Annotated in this window: 17 protein-coding genes; all 17 read left to right on the top strand. The window is 37.7% G+C overall.

Annotated elements, in window-relative coordinates; all coding sequences use genetic code 11:
* Positions 1–10 precede the first annotated feature (10 nt).
* The 17 genes from ACE1AT_RS28910 (at position 11) to ACE1AT_RS28830 (ending at position 19,536) form a co-directional block, all read left to right on the top strand.
* Positions 11–988 (top strand): hypothetical protein, encoded by a 978-nt coding sequence (locus ACE1AT_RS28910; protein ID WP_374874586.1) that lies wholly within the window; start codon positions 11–13, stop codon positions 986–988.
* A 135-nt stretch (positions 989–1,123) separates the two neighbouring features.
* Positions 1,124–2,098: an NAD-dependent epimerase/dehydratase family protein gene (locus ACE1AT_RS28905; protein WP_374874585.1), complete on the top strand. Its 975-nt coding sequence runs from the start codon at positions 1,124–1,126 to the stop codon at positions 2,096–2,098.
* Entirely contained in the window at positions 2,091–3,293 is a 1,203-nt protein-coding gene (locus tag ACE1AT_RS28900) for a DegT/DnrJ/EryC1/StrS family aminotransferase (RefSeq protein WP_374874584.1), read from the top strand. Before ACE1AT_RS28905 ends, ACE1AT_RS28900 begins: the two co-directional genes overlap by 8 nt.
* Before the next feature lie 288 nt (positions 3,294–3,581).
* Positions 3,582–3,956: a hypothetical protein gene (locus tag ACE1AT_RS28895; protein ID WP_374874583.1), complete on the top strand. Its 375-nt coding sequence runs from the start codon at positions 3,582–3,584 to the stop codon at positions 3,954–3,956.
* 33 nt (positions 3,957–3,989) lie between these two features.
* Positions 3,990–5,000, top strand: a complete 1,011-nt coding sequence (locus ACE1AT_RS28890) for a glycosyltransferase family 2 protein (RefSeq protein ID WP_374874582.1) — start codon at positions 3,990–3,992, stop codon at positions 4,998–5,000.
* 174 nt (positions 5,001–5,174) lie between these two features.
* Positions 5,175–6,734: a hypothetical protein gene (locus ACE1AT_RS28885; protein WP_374874581.1), complete on the top strand. Its 1,560-nt coding sequence runs from the start codon at positions 5,175–5,177 to the stop codon at positions 6,732–6,734.
* A 55-nt stretch (positions 6,735–6,789) separates the two neighbouring features.
* Entirely contained in the window at positions 6,790–8,634 is a 1,845-nt protein-coding gene (locus tag ACE1AT_RS28880) for a glycosyltransferase (protein WP_374874580.1), read from the top strand.
* 48 nt (positions 8,635–8,682) lie between these two features.
* The gene (locus ACE1AT_RS28875) at positions 8,683–9,564 is read left to right on the top strand and encodes a glycosyltransferase family 2 protein (RefSeq protein WP_374874579.1); all 882 of its coding nucleotides are present in this window, start codon (positions 8,683–8,685) and stop codon (positions 9,562–9,564) included.
* Positions 9,565–9,709: 145 nt separating this feature from the next.
* Entirely contained in the window at positions 9,710–10,849 is a 1,140-nt protein-coding gene (locus ACE1AT_RS28870) for a glycosyltransferase family 1 protein (protein ID WP_374874578.1), read from the top strand.
* Positions 10,850–10,971: 122 nt separating this feature from the next.
* Positions 10,972–11,766 carry an FkbM family methyltransferase gene (locus tag ACE1AT_RS28865; RefSeq protein WP_374874577.1) on the top strand — a complete coding sequence of 265 codons (795 nt, stop codon included), beginning with the start codon at positions 10,972–10,974 and terminating at the stop codon, positions 11,764–11,766.
* A gap of 124 nt (positions 11,767–11,890) precedes the next feature.
* Positions 11,891–13,090, top strand: a complete 1,200-nt coding sequence (locus tag ACE1AT_RS28860; protein ID WP_374874576.1) for a glycosyltransferase family 4 protein — start codon at positions 11,891–11,893, stop codon at positions 13,088–13,090.
* A 26-nt stretch (positions 13,091–13,116) separates the two neighbouring features.
* The gene (locus ACE1AT_RS28855; protein WP_374874575.1) at positions 13,117–14,097 is read left to right on the top strand and encodes an FkbM family methyltransferase; all 981 of its coding nucleotides are present in this window, start codon (positions 13,117–13,119) and stop codon (positions 14,095–14,097) included.
* A gap of 132 nt (positions 14,098–14,229) precedes the next feature.
* On the top strand, positions 14,230–15,258 hold the full coding sequence (locus tag ACE1AT_RS28850) for a glycosyltransferase family 4 protein (RefSeq protein ID WP_374874574.1): 1,029 nt from the start codon (positions 14,230–14,232) through the stop codon (positions 15,256–15,258).
* A gap of 19 nt (positions 15,259–15,277) precedes the next feature.
* Complete coding sequence (locus ACE1AT_RS28845) at positions 15,278–15,778, top strand: hypothetical protein (RefSeq protein ID WP_374874573.1); 501 nt, start codon at positions 15,278–15,280, stop codon at positions 15,776–15,778.
* A 321-nt stretch (positions 15,779–16,099) separates the two neighbouring features.
* Complete coding sequence (locus tag ACE1AT_RS28840) at positions 16,100–17,278, top strand: hypothetical protein (RefSeq protein WP_374874572.1); 1,179 nt, start codon at positions 16,100–16,102, stop codon at positions 17,276–17,278.
* Positions 17,247–18,494: a glycosyltransferase family 4 protein gene (locus ACE1AT_RS28835; protein ID WP_374874571.1), complete on the top strand. Its 1,248-nt coding sequence runs from the start codon at positions 17,247–17,249 to the stop codon at positions 18,492–18,494. Before ACE1AT_RS28840 ends, ACE1AT_RS28835 begins: the two co-directional genes overlap by 32 nt.
* Positions 18,495–18,606: 112 nt before the next feature.
* Entirely contained in the window at positions 18,607–19,536 is a 930-nt protein-coding gene (locus ACE1AT_RS28830) for a hypothetical protein (RefSeq protein ID WP_374874570.1), read from the top strand.
* Positions 19,537–19,557: the final 21 nt, after the last annotated feature.

Genomic DNA, 19,557 nt, shown 5'->3' with positions numbered 1-19,557 from the left:
AAATATAATCATGTCACCTTTGAAACGCCGACAATTTACCCAACTGGCCGCTGCCGGTTTGACTTCCACCATTGTTGCCGATATCTCTAGTAAGGCACTTGCTCAAAATAATGATCAAAATAATGGGAAGAGTGAGGAGGTTCTTTATGGAATAAACCTTCCTAGTACATCCAATGCTCTAAATCGGGAAGACCAAACTCCGCCAGTGGAACTGAGTACTGCTGATGCGAAAACAGGAAAGGTTGTCTCAAAAACCAATGTACCAGTTCAATCTGTTGACAATCCATCGTCTGTACGGAAAAAATCTCGGGCCTTCTTTACTGGTGACTCTGACCGGATTACGAAATTGACAGCACTTGGAGATGGGAATCTAGTAATTCCCATAGTCTCTAACACGAGAGATGGTTATTTCAACCGTCTCATTTATACTGTCGGAAGTGCTAAGAACCCTCAATTCAGAGCGAAAAAAGTTCTAGATTTAGAGACAGCCGACCAGACTATTGAAAGCTTGTTAAGCCTTTCCAAAGATCAACTTTTGTGTATAGTGGGAACTGAAGGTCTTCCTCCTTTTACGTTCAAAACGATAGATTCCAGAAACGGTAAAATTATTTCTGAGGATGATCTGGATCTACCCTCATTGCCGCCCGCTCATCGATTTGCTAACCTATGCCAAGATCCGAAAGGAAATATTTTTGCAACCGAAACTGGTTCAGAAGGTGTGCCAATTTTAATCTCAATGAATTTGCAAGAGAAAGCTATTGTTACGGGCAAAGTCAAAATTCAGAGACTGACTCCATTGAACTTTGAAGGACGCCCTCAGATCAACGATGTTAAAGACTTGAACTTCTCTTCTTCTGGTCAATTGTATGCGCTTGCTGCTGACAAGAGTGGAAAAAAGAATGCCCTGTTTACGGTAGACGTGAGAAGCGGCAAGATGGGACTAGTAAATGAAGACTTTGCAGTCGAGAAGTTTGCATTCTCTGTCTAGTATTACTTAGTTAAAATTTACCAGAAAAATAGACTGTTTTGTTCAGTCGTGATTTTCTTCTTTTCCTAGCATTTATATATAACTTTCAGGAAAGTATTCAAATTCCTGAACGGGAAATAATTCAACTCAAAGAAAATGCAAAATAGTCGCGTATTAATTACAGGTGGCGCAGGTTTAGTTGGCTCCCATATTGCTGATTTACTAGTTAACGAGGGAGTTGCGGAAATTATTGTTTTAGATAATTTTACGCGCGGACGATTGGCGAACCTGGCTTGGGCAAAAGAACATGGCCCTCTGGTGATTGTTGAAGGCGATATTCGGGATCAAAAACTTTTAGGGGAAGTCATGCAAGGTGTAGATTATGTCTTTCACCAAGCAGCAATCCGTATTACGCAATGTGCTGAGGAACCCCGTTTGGCGTTAGAAGTGCTGGCTGATGGCACGTTTAATGTTTTGGAAGCCGCAGTCAACGCTAAAGTCAAAAAAGTAGTCGCTGCTTCTTCTGCTTCGATTTACGGAATGGCAGAGGATTTCCCCACCACGGAATCTCATCATCCCTATAATAACCGTACCCTTTACGGTGCAGCGAAAGTCTTTAATGAAGGATTATTACGTAGTTTCTACGAGATGTACGGTTTAGACTATGTAGCTTTACGCTATTTCAACGTCTACGGACCGCGTATGGATATTTATGGTGTTTACACCGAAGTACTGATCCGGTGGATGGATCGGATCGCCGCAGGTCAACCACCACTTATTTTTGGTGATGGTAAGCAGACTATGGACTTTGTGTATATCGAAGATATCGCCAGAGCCAATATTTTAGCTGCTAAAGCCGATGTTACAGATGAGGTATTTAATGTTGCTAGTGGTGTCGAAAGTAGTTTGAATGACCTCGCCTATAGCTTGACTAAGGTAATGGGATCGGACTTGCAGCCAGAATACGGTCCAGAACGCAAAGTCAACCCCGTACAGCGCCGACTTGCAGATGTTAGTAAAGCTCAGAAATTATTGGGTTTTGCAGCAGAAGTGTCTTTAGAAGAGGGGTTACGTCGGTTAGTGAATTGGTGGCGTTCTGAAAAGCAGACAAAGGAAACAAGTAATGTCTGAAAAGATACAAACTATTCCTATTGCTAAACCCTGGATGGGTGAAGCCGAAGCAGAGGCATCTAGGCGTGCAATTATGTCTGGGTGGGTGACACAGGGACCAGAAGTCTCCGGCTTTGAACAAGAGTTTGCGGCTTACGTAGGAGCAAGATTTGCTTGTGCTGTCTCCAATTGTACAACGGCGCTACACCTGGCCCTGTTAGCTTTGGGAGTGCAGCCAGGGGATGAAGTGATTACCGTCAGTCATTCCTATATTGCTACCGCCAACAGCATCCGCTATTGTGGGGCAATCCCAGTGTTTGTGGATATTGAGCCACAAACATATAACATTAACCCGATGCTGATTGAAGATGTGATTAGCGATCGCACTCGCGCTATTCTCATTGTCCACCAAATGGGGATGCCTTGCGACCTCAAACCCATCTTGGACATTGCCCGCAGTCACAATTTACCAGTAATTGAAGATGCAGCCTGTGCGATCGCCAGTGAAATTCTTTGGGATGGAAAGTGGGAGAAAATCGGTAAACCACACGGTGATATTGCTTGTTTTTCCTTTCACCCCCGCAAAGTGATCACCACTGGTGACGGGGGAATGCTGACCACCAATAACCCAGAATGGGATAAGCAATTTCGCCTCTGGCGTCAACACGGAATGAGCGTTCCTGATACCGTGCGTCACGGAGCAAAACAGGTAATATTTGAGTCTTACCCCATGCTTGGTTACAACTACCGCATGACTGATATCCAAGCAGCAGTGGGACGGGAACAACTCAAACGCCTCCCAGAAATTGTTGAACGTCGGCGTTATTTGGCACAGTTGTATCAGGAAATGTTGGCAGATGTACCAGGATTGAAATTACCGACAGAACCAGCTTGGGCAAAAAGTAACTGGCAGAGTTTCTGCGTGAGGTTGCCCGAAAAATGTGACCAAGTGCAAGTGATGCAGGCGATGTTAGATGCTGGGGTATCGACACGTCGCGGAATTATGTGCGCTCACCGGGAAAGCGCTTACAGTATAGAAGCTTGGTCTTGTGGCATTGATGGCGATGCTTGTGATTGCAAACAAGGAAGTTGTCAGCGCCTCACTGAAAGTGAACAAGCTCAGGAGCGTGCTATTATTTTGCCATTGTTTCATCAGATGACTGAAGAAGAACAGGATCGAGTGGTTGAGGTTTTGAAAACAGCCTGTCAAGTTTGAATCTTGAAAAGAAATTAACATTCATTGAAAAACTTCAAAAGATTGTAGCGATCGCTTTTGCTTGGGAGGCGATCGTTTTTTCGTTGAAGCTATGAAACACTTAAAAGATATGTTGATAGTTGCTACTGAATATCAAGGAATATGGGAGCGTTTAGCTGAAAGTTGACAATATCAAGACCACGGCATTATTTTGCCACTGTTTTACCACAATGAGCGAACAGAAACAGGAGCGGGTGATAGAGTTGCTGAAAAAAGCGTATCAGGCTTGAGTGTAGGTTTGAAAAATAAATGACAACTAGCGGTTTATATTTGGTGATTTTGAGTGCTGGGTTGACTGTAACAGCTAATATCTTGTTGCGGATTGGAATTATTCGCGCTGGTGGATTAGGAGGGAATCCAGCTGAACTGCTAAATTCTTTGTTTCGCTTGGTGAGTCAACCATCTTTCGACATCGGTTTTTTATTGTACGGCTTGGCTAGCCTTGTATGGTTTCGAGTTATTTCGACGGAGCCGCTCAATATTGCATACCCACTCTTAGTTAGCATGACATTTGTTTTAGTCACCTTAGGTGCCACAGTTGTGTTTCATGAATCAATGACATTTCGCCAGCTGGCTGGCTTGGCTGTAGTTTTAACTGGAATAGTTCTTATTAGTGGGAAATGATAGAAAACCTTATAAGTTTAGAGTATAAAAACCATGAGAGATTATGATTTACGCCTATCACCATCATTTGAAGACAAAATAAAAAGGTCTTTGCTATCGGTAATTACTCCAGCCTACAATGAAGCAGAAAATCTACCCTTACTTTACGAACGTCTTTCTAACGTACTAGATTCTCTTACAATTGATTGGGAATGGATTGTGGTGGATGACCATTCAGTCGATCAGACATTTGCAGCGATCGCCAATATTGCCAAACGAGATTCACGAGTTCATGGAATTCGTTTTTCTCGAAATTTCGGTTCTCACACAGCCATGACCTGCGGTTTACACTATGCCAAAGGTGACTGTGCTGTGATTATGGCAGCAGACTTGCAAGATCCTCCAGAAACTTTACCAGAACTTTTAGCAGAATGGCATGAAGGAGCGCAAGTAGTTTGGGCAGTTCGTAAACGTCGTCCTGGGGAAAAAACAAGTAAAGTAGGCTTTGCTCGCTTGTATTATTTCTTGATGCGTCAAGTAGTTGGCATGAAACAAATGCCAGCCACTGGTGCTGATTTTTTCCTCATCGACCGTCGAGTTATGGAAAGCTTACATACTTTTAATGAAAGCAATGTTAGCCTCATGGCATTGATTACCTGGATGGGCTTTCGTCAGGCTTACATTACCTATGATAAACGAGTGCGATCGCATGGACGTTCTGGCTGGAGTTTGGAGAAAAAACTTAAGCTGGTACTTGATTCGCTGACCTCTTTTAGCTACCTACCCATCCGCCTCATGTCCTACATAGGGTTTATTGTTGCCCTAGTGGGTTTTATTTTTGCTGGATTTGTTGTGATCAATGCTATCTTCGGTCATCCCACACCAGGTTGGTCATCTCTAATGGTTGTAGTCCTGGTATTGGGTGGATTGCAAATGTTGATGATGGGGGGTTTAGGGGAATATTTATGGCGGGCTTTGGATGAATCTCGTCGTCGTCCACGTTACATAGTTGAAGCTACAACTGATATCCCAGGAAATAAAACTTACAACTCATCACATGCTTAAAGCCTTACTGGAGTGTTGCAAAATCCTCAGATGGGATAACGTTGTTGCGATCGCTAAATGTTTATTTTCCTGCTTTTCATAATAATGGATAGAAATTAAAAACAGCTTTATCTTGCTAATAGGCAATGCCATTTGCCAAAGTTGAAAAACTCGGTATTACTTCTACAAACCTGTATGTTTCTATCATCTAATTCCTGGAAAGATCGTACCAGATTACCAAATTATCGCTTTTGGATTGCATGGTCTATCGCAATCGTTATAGTATTTGTCGTGCATTTGCTGACCCTAACTATTTCCCTGCCAATCTGGCAAGATGAGGTTCAAATAATTGAATATGGTAGGCTCACTCTTGAGCCACAGAGTGATTGGTCACTGAACTGGTCTGTACTAACAAATAAACCAATCTATTTGTTCTCTTACCTTGGAGTAATATTACAAGAACTGGCTTTTAGAGCTAGCAATCTCTCAATGGTTGGACCTAGACTAGCTTCGCTTCTAGGAGCAATTATTGCGGCTACAGCATTCTTGGGATGGTTATTATCACGCAAAACCCCCAAGAGAGTAGCATGGATATTAGCCTTAATTTTTCTGCTAGAGCCATTGTTTGTACAAAGCTACCGTGGCGCTCGTGTTGACTGTTGGGTTTTTGCATTATGTTTTGCTTCTTGCTGGATGCTAAGACTGGCAATGGAAAGAATCCAGAATGGCCAAAGATCAATATGGCTAGTAACTCTAGCAGGAAGTCTGACTGCTGCAAACATTTTTGTTTGGCCATCAGCTGTTCTCCTATATCCACTGGTAATAGTTGAATTAGTTGAATTAATTCAGAGAGTACAAACAGTTAGCAAAGACTGGAAAACTAGCTTGTCACAAATAATTCTCTTTGCAGTAGGAGCAGGGATAACAGCAATCTTATTAGTTATTCCTATATGGTGGCATATAACAAGGATATTAAGTGATTTGCAACTGATCGGAAGTGCTGACAAGAGACTGAACACAGAAACAGAAATTATATCTGCACTGAAGAACACGCTGTTCATCTATAAATTTAACCCATTACTACCGATAATTGTCCTAATTGGATTTATTTTTTCACATGAAAATAAATTAAGACTTACTACACTCTTTTTACTTGTATTTATTGTGATTACAAGAAGTTACGCACTTCGTGTTATTTATTTATCACCATATATTTTATGTCTATTTGGTGGAATATTCCAATATTTTGAACAGAAACGTCAGACAAAAATCCATCGTCGAATAGCTTCTAGCCTTTTGATACTTCTACTAACTTGGTCTATCGTTTTATCATTAGTTGTTCGCCCAGTAATGGTACTGAGTCAAAAAGAAGGTAGAAACCCTCAGCTTATCTACAACGCTGGCATCTCATCAATAGGTACAGGTTCACACAAAGTTTATTTAGACGTATTTCCATTTTATTATGTGGGTCGTTCATTGGGTTGGAAAATGTTTCTCCCATTTGGATTCCCATTTGATAGGCGATCTGAAGATTTACAACAGGGTAATGATGTTAAGTTCCGACAGTTGTTGTCTTCTGTTGACTATGCTATTGTTCCCCAAAATATTACACCTGAGATGATTTCTCTAATAGAAGAAGCGGGTCTCCGATATCAAAAAACTCTTGTTAATAGTGCTAAAAATGATTATATAAATGAAAAAGTTAAGCAGTTTATAATTCCACCTTATGGTCCCTACATGCTTTATATTCGCTGAAAACGATTAAATGGTATAACGCTTTTTGGTGGAAGGAATAAGCAGGAGTTAGAAAATGAATGAAATTGCACAAAAAAATAAGCCAAAACTAGTATTTTTTCAATATATACATGAAGATAGAGCTAAATTTGTGCTTTTGCACAAGCAACAACACGTCCAGTGCCTATCAGAGTTTTTTGACGTGATTGTTATTCATGAAGATTGTGATTATCAGCAGATTTGTGACAAGTACCAACCAGACATAACACTGTTTGAAAGTGGTTTTGCTGTAGCTAAAAGTCGAATTATTAAAAATACTCATGTTTACCCAGAGATACCTAAACTAGGTTTCTATAACGGCGATTCTTGGTGTGGTTCTCGTTCAAGCTTTATTTCTGATATGGAGCATTGGGGCATAACAACATTTTTTACAATGTCTGCTCCTTTGGCTGAGTACATGCCACCAGAGTTTAGCAAAAATTTATTTACCTGGCTTAACTGTATAGATCCTGAACTCTATAAAGATTATAGGGAGTCAAAAATTATACCAGTTTATTTACCTGGAAGTTTTACTGGTACAGAAACATTACTCTATTCTTGGCGGCAAAAAGTTTACAAAATCATATCTGAAAATTATCCATCATTAATTAGTCCACATTTAGGATATGAAGCACGCAAAGCATCACGAATGATTTACGGTGAGCAATATGCTCGTATACTAAACGCCTCTTGGTTTGTGCCAACTTGCGGCGCAATGGCAAAGGAAATTGTACGTAAGCATTTTGAGATTCCGGCGTGTAAATCCTGTCTGATCACAGAAAAAACTCCAGCTCTGGAAGCCGCAGGCTTTGTTGATATGCAAAATTGCGTCTTTGCCGATGAAAACGATGTATTAGATAAACTCGATTACTTGTTTCAAAACCCAGAAGAACTAAAGAAAATTACCAATGCAGGTTATCAACTTGTTCACTCACACCACACATTAAAACAAAGGGATCAAATCTTCCAATGGTTTAATCTTAATAAAATACTAAAGCCAGGTCAAAAAATTGTTCAGAAAAGTATTTTTGGATCGCTTATCATTACAGAAGAATCATCAGGAATTCAAAATTCACATATCATTGGTAATGGGCTAGATCGGATATTGCTACGCCAAGGAGATGAAAAACTTTTAGCAGGTAAATATGATGAAGCAGAAGCCTTATATCTTCAATGCCTAAAATATAGCCCTGTAATGCCTGAACCAAAATTACGCCTAGCAATATGTAAACTCTATCAAGGAGATGTGACAGCAGCACTGGAATGGGTTACTCAACCCATTCAATGGAATCTTGTATTTGGTAGAGCCTTAGATCCTGATCCTGTTGATTGGGCATATTTTATTATTTCTCTTCTGTGTCAAGGGAAATTAAATGAAGCGATAAAACGTTCTAATCAATTTCCATCACTTAGCCATCCTGAACTGAATCGTACTCGTTGGGTTATTAATGTTCTAGAAAATCCAGGGCAGCAAATTACTATACCTAATAGCGACAGTTCAAATTGTCGCCTCAGTGTTCAACAATTGCCTAACAGAAGCTTCAATAATTGGCTTGATAATGTTTGTATTATGCTTGAGTTCTGTAAACAGATTGATTTCGCAGAATCATTGAAGAAGGCAATTAATTCAGAATTTGAAGTATTGAAAACAATAGAAACTCGTTCTGATAGTGTGACAGCATTTTTGAAAAAACCTGTAGAAAAAATTTATAAAAGTTTCTCAAAAAAACTAAGCAATATTTTTGAGAACATACTTAATCATCATCCGCAAATTAAAGTAAAGATATACAATTTGTCAATCACTCCAGAACCTTTTTATATCACACTAATCACGCGGATAAGATCGAAGTTCAAAAAAAATAGCGCTCAAACGCTTAAATAGTAGCTCACTAAAAGTACTTATTTATCTGGCTAACTGAGATTCAAATAGATGAAAGTTACTTGTTCAATTCTTTGCTATAACTACGGTCGTTTCTTAGCTCAAGCTATTGAGAGTTGCCTAAGTCAAAAACCAGGTGACTACGAGCTTGAAGTCTTAGTTATTGATGATGGATCAACTGATGAAACTCCTGAAGTTTGCCAGGATTATCAAGGTCGTATTAGAGTATTACGTTCAGAAAATCAAGGGTTTGGTGCTAGCTTAGATAAAGCTATTGCTGAGGCATCGGGAGACTATGTTTGTTTGTTAGATGCGGATGACTATTTTGACACGAACAAAATATTAACTCTCCTTCCATTCATGCAAAAAGGTTATTTATATATAGAACATACAAAGTATTTTATCGATTCAGATGGTAAGCTCATAAACTCTACAGTTCATGGAGGTGGCAATACAAGTACTTTGTGTATTAATCGTACTGCTGCACTATCTCTTCTACCTATCCAAAACGAGATTTTTTTTCACCCTCTTAAATCAGCAGGACATGGCATTGAAATATCTCAACCTTTGAGTTTTTATCGTTTTCATGGAAATAACATGACAAATTATAAACAACCAGATGCTCAATATTCTTATTTAGCTAGAGTAACGCATACTTTAGCTGACCAACTTCTATCAATGTCACAAAACCCTCCTTTCTGGGTTGATTCATATACCTTAGAAAAAATTAGTAGAGATTATCGCGCTATTGCATATTATGACGAAATGGAAGCTGCTTTGCTTAAAGATAAATGGGGAAAAGTACTATTAGCTTGCATAAGAATCATTTTAGCTGCTCTTCGCTCTAGAACTGGTCTTACTATTTGGCACTGCAAAGTAATCATAAGAGGACTTGTGTTGAGAAAACCTATTGAGTTAAAACCAGCCAGTTAAACAAAATTTAAAAAATTAGGGAAAATTTATAAAATTGACAACATTTTTTGATGATTGTCACTAAAAACTTCACTAATTGATTAGTTTTAACAAGGCTCAATATTTAATCAATAAAGTAATTTTCTCAAGATATATAAGGTAGTAAGTGAAGGAAATAAATCAGCACCTTAAAATTATTCAAATTGTTCCTCAATTACCACCATTTATTAATGGTTTAGGGGATTATGCTCTGAATTTAGCGCGTCAGTTACGGAAAGATTACGAAATAGAAACAACCTTTATTGTTGGCGATCGCAACTGGCAGGGTGATACTGCAATCGAAGATTTTTCTATCCAAAAAGTGGATACTGACTCTGCTGAAGCATTGCTATCTCTATTATCTTCTGACAGTAATCAATCAATTTCAGCGTCCACAGTCCCGATTTTACTACATTATGTAGGCTATGGGTATGCCAAGAAAGGCTGTCCGGTTTGGTTGGTTCAAGGTTTAGAACGTTGGAAAGCTAAACATCCCAACTCCCAGTTAGTAACAATGTTCCATGAAGTGTATGCTTCTGGATCACCTTGGACGAGTGCTTTCTGGTTATCTCCCTTGCAGCAAAATTTGGCAGGTCGGTTGCTTAAATTAAGCGATCGCAGCCTGACTAGCAAAGTAAGTTATGCCGAAACTCTATATAAACTAGCACGGGTTAAACAAAACTCTATTACTTCAGTCCCTGTTTTTTCTAATATTGGTGAACCAGAGTATCTCCTACCCCTAGCAAAACGTACTCGCCGACTCGTGGTGTTTGGACATCGTAACAGCAGAACACAAGTTTATCAGCAATGTCACAAAGCTTTGGAGCAAATCTGCCAGAGTCTGAAAATCATAGAAATATGTGATATTGGCGTTTCTACTGGTTTAGGGCTATCTGAAATTAATGGTATTCCAATCGTGGAAAAGGGCGTGGTTGAAGCAACACAGGTGAGCAAAATTCTGCTCGATTCGATCGCAGGTTTTTTAAATGTTCCCCCACCAACATATTTAGCAAAATCAACTATTTTCGCTGCTTATTGTGCTCACAAGCTGATTCCTTGCATGGTTTCTTCCAGCACGGTTCCGATTGATGGCCTCCAAGGTGGTAAGCATTATTGGTCTACTGGTGATCAAAGTAGGCAGTTATACCTGGATGTGGGGCAGGAAATTGCTGATAATGCCTATACCTGGTATCAAACTCACAACCTGTCTGCACAAGCCAAAGTTTTTGCTAACTGCCTACTCGCAAATATAAAGTTTGATTTGTAGCTTCTCATCCTGTTCGGTATTCTGCCCCATTTTTCCGGTTGATGGCACAACATCTAAACCTGGATATTTTAGTAGCTTACTGTAGTTTACAAGGTTGTCAAACTATTTTTATAAGGTGAAGTATGAATTTAGTTACAAGATTAATAAAAAAAGCTGAAAGAAGTTTATCGTACACCTCTTGTCTAAGAAAATTAAGAAAAGAAAGATTAGAGTTTGATGGAATTAACTATGTAGACTATTCTTGGATAAAATTAATATTTACAGATGACGGTGATGCTCAAGAAATTTATTATCACCAAAATTGTCTAAAATATTACGCAAATGAAATGCCAATATTTTTGAAATATATAAAAAAAGAAGATACGGTTGTTGATGTTGGTGCAAATATGGGATTTACTACTACCATGTTTTCCTCAATAGTTGGAGAAAGGGGTAAAGTTTTCTGTTTTGAACCTTCAAAATATATTTATGAGAAGTTAATTAAGACAATTAAATTGAATAATTTAAGTCAAGCTATTCCTTTCAATTTTGGATGTGGAGAACAATCATGCAAATTGAAATTAAACAAAGTGAATAATTCTAGCGGGAATAGTTCTCTTTTGAAAGAATCGAGTACTAGCAATACAGAAATTGTAGAGATTGTTCCTTTAGATAATGTGGAAAAGCTCAATAAGTATGGAATTAATTTTTTGAAAATAGATACTGAAGGTTTTGAACCATATGTTCTTTTAGGAGCAGAAAAGTTGATAAAAACTTACAGGCCTTTTATTTATATAGAAATGGGTGGCGATTATATAGAATCAACACATAAAACGTTAGAAATTTTGGAGCGATTTAATTATAAAACTAACTTATATAATAATATTAATTGGTCACTTATTGGTAATGGTTACAATGTGATTGCTACTCCAAATTGAGATGATTATTAAGATGCACATTTTATAATCCTGATACAGCAAGGGTTTTAGAACTCCAGAAAAATGTGCTTCTTTCATTATGTTGCTGGGGGCGATCGCCACTAGTCTGAGGAGGACTAAAACAATGAATGATCGTAAATATAAAGTTTTATTTGTAGCTTCTCATCCTGTTCAGTATTCTGCCCCACTTTTTCGGTTAATGGCACAACATCCAAAGCTGGATATTCTAGTAGCTTATTGTAGTTTACAAGGCGCTGAAGCAGGAGTAGATTCAGAATTTGGTATAGAAGTAAAATGGGATATACCACTTTTGGATGGCTATCCCTGGATTCAAATTCCTAATCAATCTCCGAAATGTGGCTTACATAGCTTTTTCGGACTAATCAATTTAGATTTATGGGAAAAAATACGCACTGGCGGATTTGATGCTGTAGTCGCCTACACAGGCTATGCCTATGCAACTTTTTGGATTGCAGCAGCAGCAGCAAAAATCAGTGGAACTGCTTTACTATTTGGTACAGATGCTCATGAGTTAAGTCCCAGAGATGGCTCAGGCTGGAAAGTCCATCTGAAAAAGTTACTATTACCTTGGATCTTTGGTCTTGCAGATACTGTTATTGTCCCCTCATCTGGAGGTGTCAAATTCATTCATTCTTTGGGGATTCCCGAACAAAGGATACAACTGACTCCTTATGTTGTTGATAATGAATGGTGGATAGCTCAAGCAAAACAGGTAAATAGAACTGTTGTGCGCCAGGAGTGGAATATTCCAGAAAATGCCCCAGTTATACTTTTCTGCGCTAAACTTCAACCGTGGAAACGTCCACAGGATGCTTTACGAGCATTTGCCAAAGCAAATGTCTTAGAGAGCTATCTAGTATTTGCTGGTGAAGGTCCATTGCGGTCAGAATTAGAAGCAGAAGCGAAATCTTTAGGCGTAGCAGAGCGAGTCAGGTTCCTTGGTTTTGTCAATCAGTCTCAGTTACCCTCAGTTTATCGCTCTGCTGATTTGTTCGTTTTTCCATCAGAGTACGAACCTTTTGGTGTTGTTGTAAATGAGGCGATGCTCTGTGGTTGTCCTGTGGTAGTGAGCGATCGCGTCGGCGCTCGCTACGATCTTGTCGAAAATGGTGAAACAGGACTTGTTTATTCCTGTGGTGACGTAGATGCTTTAGCAGAAATTTTCCAAAGACTTCTTACCGATCCTGAGAATTTGAAAAAGATGAGTACTGCTGCTGCTAAACGTATGGAGACTTGGTCGCCTTACCAAAATATAGAATGTCTAGTGCAAGCTCTAGAAAAAACTTGTGATAGGAAAGTTTAAAAAATTTTACAGTAATCATAAATAGGATGAAAACAATAAGAATAAATCAACTAAAAAAAATCAATATGAAATTAATCAGTTATTTACGAAGACCAGAATATATTTTGAGACCAATTCAAATATATCGTCGTATTATGCATTCGTTTGACAGTGGCGAAAATGAGTTTGAAAATGTACTACTCCCTTGGAATATTAAAATTAGAATTCGTCCACATGAGCAAATTGGACGGTCAATATGGTTAATAGGAATCTATGACTTGAGTGTAACAGAAGTACTTTGGAGATTGATTGATCGAGGTGAAACCACTATCGACATTGGTAGCAATATTGGTTATATGACCAGTATTATGGCAAAACAAGTAGGAGAAACAGGTAGCGTTTATTGTTTTGAGCCACATCCAGAAGTATATGAAGAGTTAACTGAAAATATTAGAATTTGGCAAGCTAGTATGGGATGGCATCAAATAAATACCTACAGAATAGCATTGTCAAACAAATCGGGTGATGGAGTACTCAAAATTCCTGCCGATTTTCTAGAAAACAGGGGAACAGCTGCACTTTTTCCATTGTCAAATGACGCTTGCATTTATAATCATGACAATTCTTCACCAACATATACAGTGACATTAAACTCTCTCGATGAATTCATAAAAAATCATCAAAATATAGAAAATATAAGTGTTATTAAAATTGATGTTGAAGGCCACGAATTAGAAGTACTAAAAGGTGCTAGGAAGTTAATAAATCAACAGCAAATTCGCGACATTGTTTTTGAAGAACATGCAAGTTATCCTAGTAATGTAACTAAATTTTTAGAAGAAAATGGATATACTATATTCAGAATTTGCAAAGGATTTTGGGGACCACTGCTTCAGCCACCAATGATGAATCGGGTTGGTTGTTCACAATATTGGGAAGCACCTAGTTACTTGGCAACAACAGATCCATCTCGTGCAATGAAGCGTATGCAAAAGCGAGGATGGAATTCACTTTATGGTCAAGATTGATTAAGAATGAATGATTGAAATATTCTAAAAAATTTTCTTTTTTAAGCCTACAAATTCATTGTTAAATCACATTTCAATATTCTAAATTAGAGCCTCATTTAAATAGATGAAATAACCTGATGTTAATACTAGATGAATATACTTATTTATTCCCCAGTGTTTTATCCAAGTATAGGTGGACTAGAGACTGTTGTCTCTATACTAGCTCACGAGTTTTTCTATCAAGGGCATGAAGTAAAACTAGTCTCCCAAACACCAGCAACAGATTCAAAAATTTTCCCTTTTGAAGTTATCCGGCAACCTCGCCCCAATCAACTATTAAAACTAACTAATTGGTGTGATGTTTATTTCCAACCCAACATTAGTCTCAAAGGAATTTGGCCCTTGCTTATTAGTCGCAAACCTTGGGTTGTAGCGCACAACGGTTGGTACACTCGCACCGATAACAATTTAGGCTGGCAAGACCATTTAAAACATTTTGCTATTCGCTTCGCTACTGGTATTTCAGTTAGTCAGGCTGTTGCTGATCACGTCTCAACCCCATCAACAGTTATTCCTAATCCTTATCGGGAAGACATATTCTACGATATACCAGAAATTTCTCGTGACAAAGAACTTGTTTTCTTAGGACGGTTAGTCTCTGACAAGGGAGCAGACTTATTATTAGAGGCTTTGGCTAATCTCAAAACTATTGGAATTACTCCCAAATTGACTATAGTAGGCAGTGGTCCAGAAGAATCTAAATTACGTCAACATGTTAAGGACTTAGATATAGTCAATCAAGTAAATTTTGTTGGTGTGAAAGTCGAAAATGAATTAGCTAAATTATTAAATGCTCATCAAATTTTGGTAGTACCATCTCGCTGGCAAGAACCGTTTGGAGTTGTGGCGTTGGAAGGTATTGCCTGTGGTTGTGTAGTTGTAGGTTCAGAGGGTGGAGGTTTAAAAGAAGCAATTGGTCCTTGTGGGGTTACTTTTCCTAATGGTGATGTTCAAGCCTTGACTCAAGTGCTGAGTAATTTACTAACTGATAATAGTAAGTTGGTTCAGTATCGAGAAAAAGCAGCCTTACACCTCTGCCGACATCGTCAAGCAGATGTAGCAAAAGCCTACTTACAAGTATTTGATCAAGCTATTCAGCCAATTTCTTTAGTAAAATAACTTTATATAATAGAAAATTATGGTATTTTCTATAGTTTTATTACTATGTCCTTCTGAAATTACAATAGGAGCATCGTTCAAGGAATTACTTGGTAGGCGTGGACAAGAATCTGTTAAGGTAGGAGATTACTTTGTCAAAGTAAGAGGTTGCCATCTCACATTACATGATTTATTGCACATTGAGATTAGCTCTCTAGAAAGAATTCAAATAGGGAAAAACCAAGTTAGTGGAATCCATGGGATAAATTTACCCATATTCCATGACTTTCCTATTCAACAAGAGTACGATGGCAATCTAGATGAAGCCCGTGTTGCACTTCATGAATTTCTCAATCTAACATCAATATTCAGTATGCTGAAAGCAATTGGCTGGATGATATGGTTAATGTCAAAAGGTACAAATCCCTTAGCAGTCTTATTTCGGCATGTTAGAGTAATGAAAAGCCATAAGTATTTTATGACTTTAGTAGAGAATCGTACACTGTGTAATAAAATCAATTTCTCTCTCTTAAGAGATTAAAATCATAAATATTAAAAATTTTTAGTCTTGTTTGTCAGTAATGTTCTTATGTTAAGAAAAAATAGATTATAAAAGGCAAATAAATTGAACATATTATTTTATATAATACCTATTTGTATAATTGTATTTTATATAAATTATCTTTTAAGACTCAACTGGCGTAGTGCAGTTAAAACTGTTTTTTTAATTCTAGTTATTGAAGGTGTACTACGAAAATGGATTTTACCTCAAGCGAGTGATTTTATTTATTTTTTGAAAGATTTAGTTCTTTTAGGTGCTTACCTTCGTTACTATGTTTTCTCAAATTCTCAAAGACCATTATTGACTAAAAATCGTATCGTCACAGTTTTAATTATTTTTGTTGCCGTATGGTGTATATATGAGTCTTTCAATCCCAGTTTAGGTTCACCTCTAGTTGCATTGTTTGGATTAAAAGCTTACCTCTTTTATATTCCTTTAATTTGGATGCTGCCCAATCTATTCCAATCAGAGGAAGAGCTATATAAATTCTTGCGATCGCATTTATTGTTATTAATACCTGTTGGTATTTTAGGTATTGTACAGTTCTTTAGCCCTGCTTCCAGTCCTCTTAACGTTTATACTCCTGGTACAGATCAAGGTGTAGCAACATTTGGCAGTGAAGATAATAACAGTGTTCGGATTACAGGCACTTTTTCCTACATTAGTACTTATGGAATATACTTAGCAGCCTGCTTTGGTTTAACCATACCGATGGTTTTTAGAAACCAGTCAAAGTTGTGGCATTGGCTAACTATTGTTGAATTACTATTGGTGTTAGTTAACTCGTTAATGACTGGCTCTCGCAGCACTGTTTTTCTTCAAGTTTTAATGTTATTAGGTTATTTTGGCATTCAATTTCTTAGCAAACCCACAAGTACATTGCATTCGTTCAAGAAGTTTTTAGTGCCAGCAATCATTGTTGTCATTGCTGCCTCTATCTGGTTTCGTCCCGCAATCGATGCTTTTTGGCTACGTACAACTGGTAATCAAGATGTGTCAAGCCGTGTTTCGGGCAGTTACCTTGAACCTCTTGAGTTTATTAAGTATACAGGACTTTATGGCTACGGTACGGGAGCAACGCATCAGGCAACACCAATGCTTCGTAATATATTAAAGTTACCACCTGGGGAAGTAATTCCTGTGGCTTATGAATCAGAACTGGGCAGAGTTACTCTAGAATTAGGTCCTTTTGGTTTTCTTTTTTGGTATGGACTGAGAGCTAGTACTGCAATAGCTCTTTGGAATGTTTACTTAAATCTGCAAAGACCATTCCTACGTCAATTAGCACTTACTGCTTTCCTATTTCAAGCTATTCAGTTCAATGGTCCATTGGTTTTTAACTATGCTTTTTCACTTTACTACTGGTTTTTTACTGGTTTTATATTCTTATTACCTCAATTGGAGCAAGTAGAAAACTGGTATCAACAACAGCAATTATTACAACAAAATGCATATTTCCCTGATTCACCCTACAGGTAATCCAAATTCCCGTGAAGCAGCACTTGCTTTGTCGGAAGCTAATTTACTTTATGAAGTGATTACAACGATTGCCTATGATCCAAACAGTTCTGTGTCCTGCTACCTAAATCTACTGCCCAAGAACATCAGCAAGCGTATAACTGATGAATTAGGGCGGCGGACATGGGTTTCTCCCAACAGTGTGCAAATGCGAACCCATCCTTGGCGAGAAATAATCAAGATAGCACTTGTTAAAACTGGTCTGAGTGAGCGTTTAGGGTTAAGACAACAACAATTGGTTGATTGGGTATATGCTGCATTGGATGACCATGTTGCCAAGTACCATTTAGAATCTCTGACTGCCGTTTATGCTTACGAAGATGGAGCTGCAAGTACATTCCAAGCTGCCAAACAACACGGTGTTATTTGTTTGTACGATTTGCCCATTCCCTTCTATCGCAAAAATCAAGAGATTCAAACACAAGAAGCTAATAAGTTTCCAGATTTGGCTTCTGCATTGCAGGCAGTTCAGGAACCGACTTGGAAAATCGAGCGTAAGGAGCAAGAAATTCAATTAGCAGACCATATATTTGTAGCATCTTCTTTTACTAGAAAATCACTCTTGGATGTAGGTGTACAACCAGAAAAAATCAGCGTGATTCCCTATGGTTCACCGATTCAATATTTCCAACCACAAACAAAAACTGATCAAGTTTTTCGTACCCTATTTGTTGGTCGTGTAGCCCCTGGAAAAGGAATTCACTACTTATTAAAAGCTTGGCAAGAGCTACAACTATCTGAGGCAGAGTTATTATTAGTTGGGATTAATGAATTTCCCAAAAATTGGCTTTCTCAATACAGGGATATTTTTCGCTATGTGCCATCAGTCCCTCATGCTTCGTTAAATGAATATTACAGTAGTGCCAATGTTTTAGTTTTTCCTTCCCTCTTGGAAGGATTTGGATTGGTACTTTTAGAGGCAATGGCCTGTGGTATTCCTATAATTACTACAACTAACACAGCTGGCCCTGATATTATTACAGATGGTGTTGAAGGCTTTATTATCCAAATTCGGGATGTAGAAGCTCTTAAGGAAAAATTAGAGTGGTGCTACTGCCATCCGCAAGAATTAGCTGAAATGGGAAGAGCCGCGCGTCGTAAAGCTGAACAGTTAACTTGGGATTTATATCGCAAGAAATTGGGCAGTAAAATTAAAATGATATTAGCAAGTTGTTGAAATTTTATAACCTTATCTTAATTATTAGTAAGAGCATAAGTTAAGTAGGAATGAGCTAGTATTATTATGCTTATCATAATCATTGATTATCTAATAAATAAAGGGTTAGGCAATGAAAATAAATTTTGCCAGATACATCCGACTAATTAAACAAGGTATTACAGATTACCGATGGATTTTATTTTATATTCAAAGAATTAGTTATAATCCTAATCACCGTAGATTTGTCACACGTTTTTTATCTTATTTTTTGCCAAAAAGCTCAATTCTTAAAACTACTACAGAAATTCAAAAAATGATTCAAGTCTTACAAAAAGATGGACTATTCATATTAGATAACTTTGTGACAGAAAGCGAGATTAAAGAAATGCGAGCATATCTTGCTACAAAGTTTTGTTTTGATCCTAAATATCCAGGAGAGGAAGGATTTAATTCTCCAGAATATGTTCCTAAATCCTGCTTACACTGCTATTATAAGCCTGAAGATATTGTTGATGTACCGCATCTATTGGATTTAGTCAATAATTGGAAAATATTAACTACAATTGAATGTTTATTTGGAGCAAAGCCAACCATTTCTCTCATTCAAATTTGGTGGCTATTGCAGGGTTTTGATTTCAAGGCAAATTTAGAAAAAAGAGACATTACAAATCCAGATGAATTTCATAGAGATATAGATGACTGGTCAGAAATTAAGTTATTTATCTATTTAACTGACGTAGATGAAGATTCTGCTCCTCATGCATATATAAAAAAATCTCATAAGTGGTTGCTTCCTTTTAGAGAGAGATTCCTAGATATCAATAATACTAATTTCCCTGTTGCAGATAACCTAATAAAACTCACTGGTAAGGCTGGCTTGGCTTGGCTTGAAAATACTTATGTATTACACAGAAGTCTTATTCCTACCAAGAACCATCGCTTGATTATTGCAGTGACTTACAGCCTATTTCCTTTACCTTATGCACCTAAAAAACCTTTATTGTATTGCCTAGATAAAAATAAATTTGATTCTTATATCAACAGAATTTATTTAAACTAAATATTAAGTAAAAATTAGATA

It is taken from the genome of Pelatocladus sp. BLCC-F211 (genome assembly GCF_041928655.1).
Classification (GTDB): domain Bacteria; phylum Cyanobacteriota; class Cyanobacteriia; order Cyanobacteriales; family Nostocaceae; genus Pelatocladus.
The sequence above is the reverse complement of the archived record's forward strand: the minus strand, read 5'-3'. Positions and strand labels throughout refer to the sequence as shown.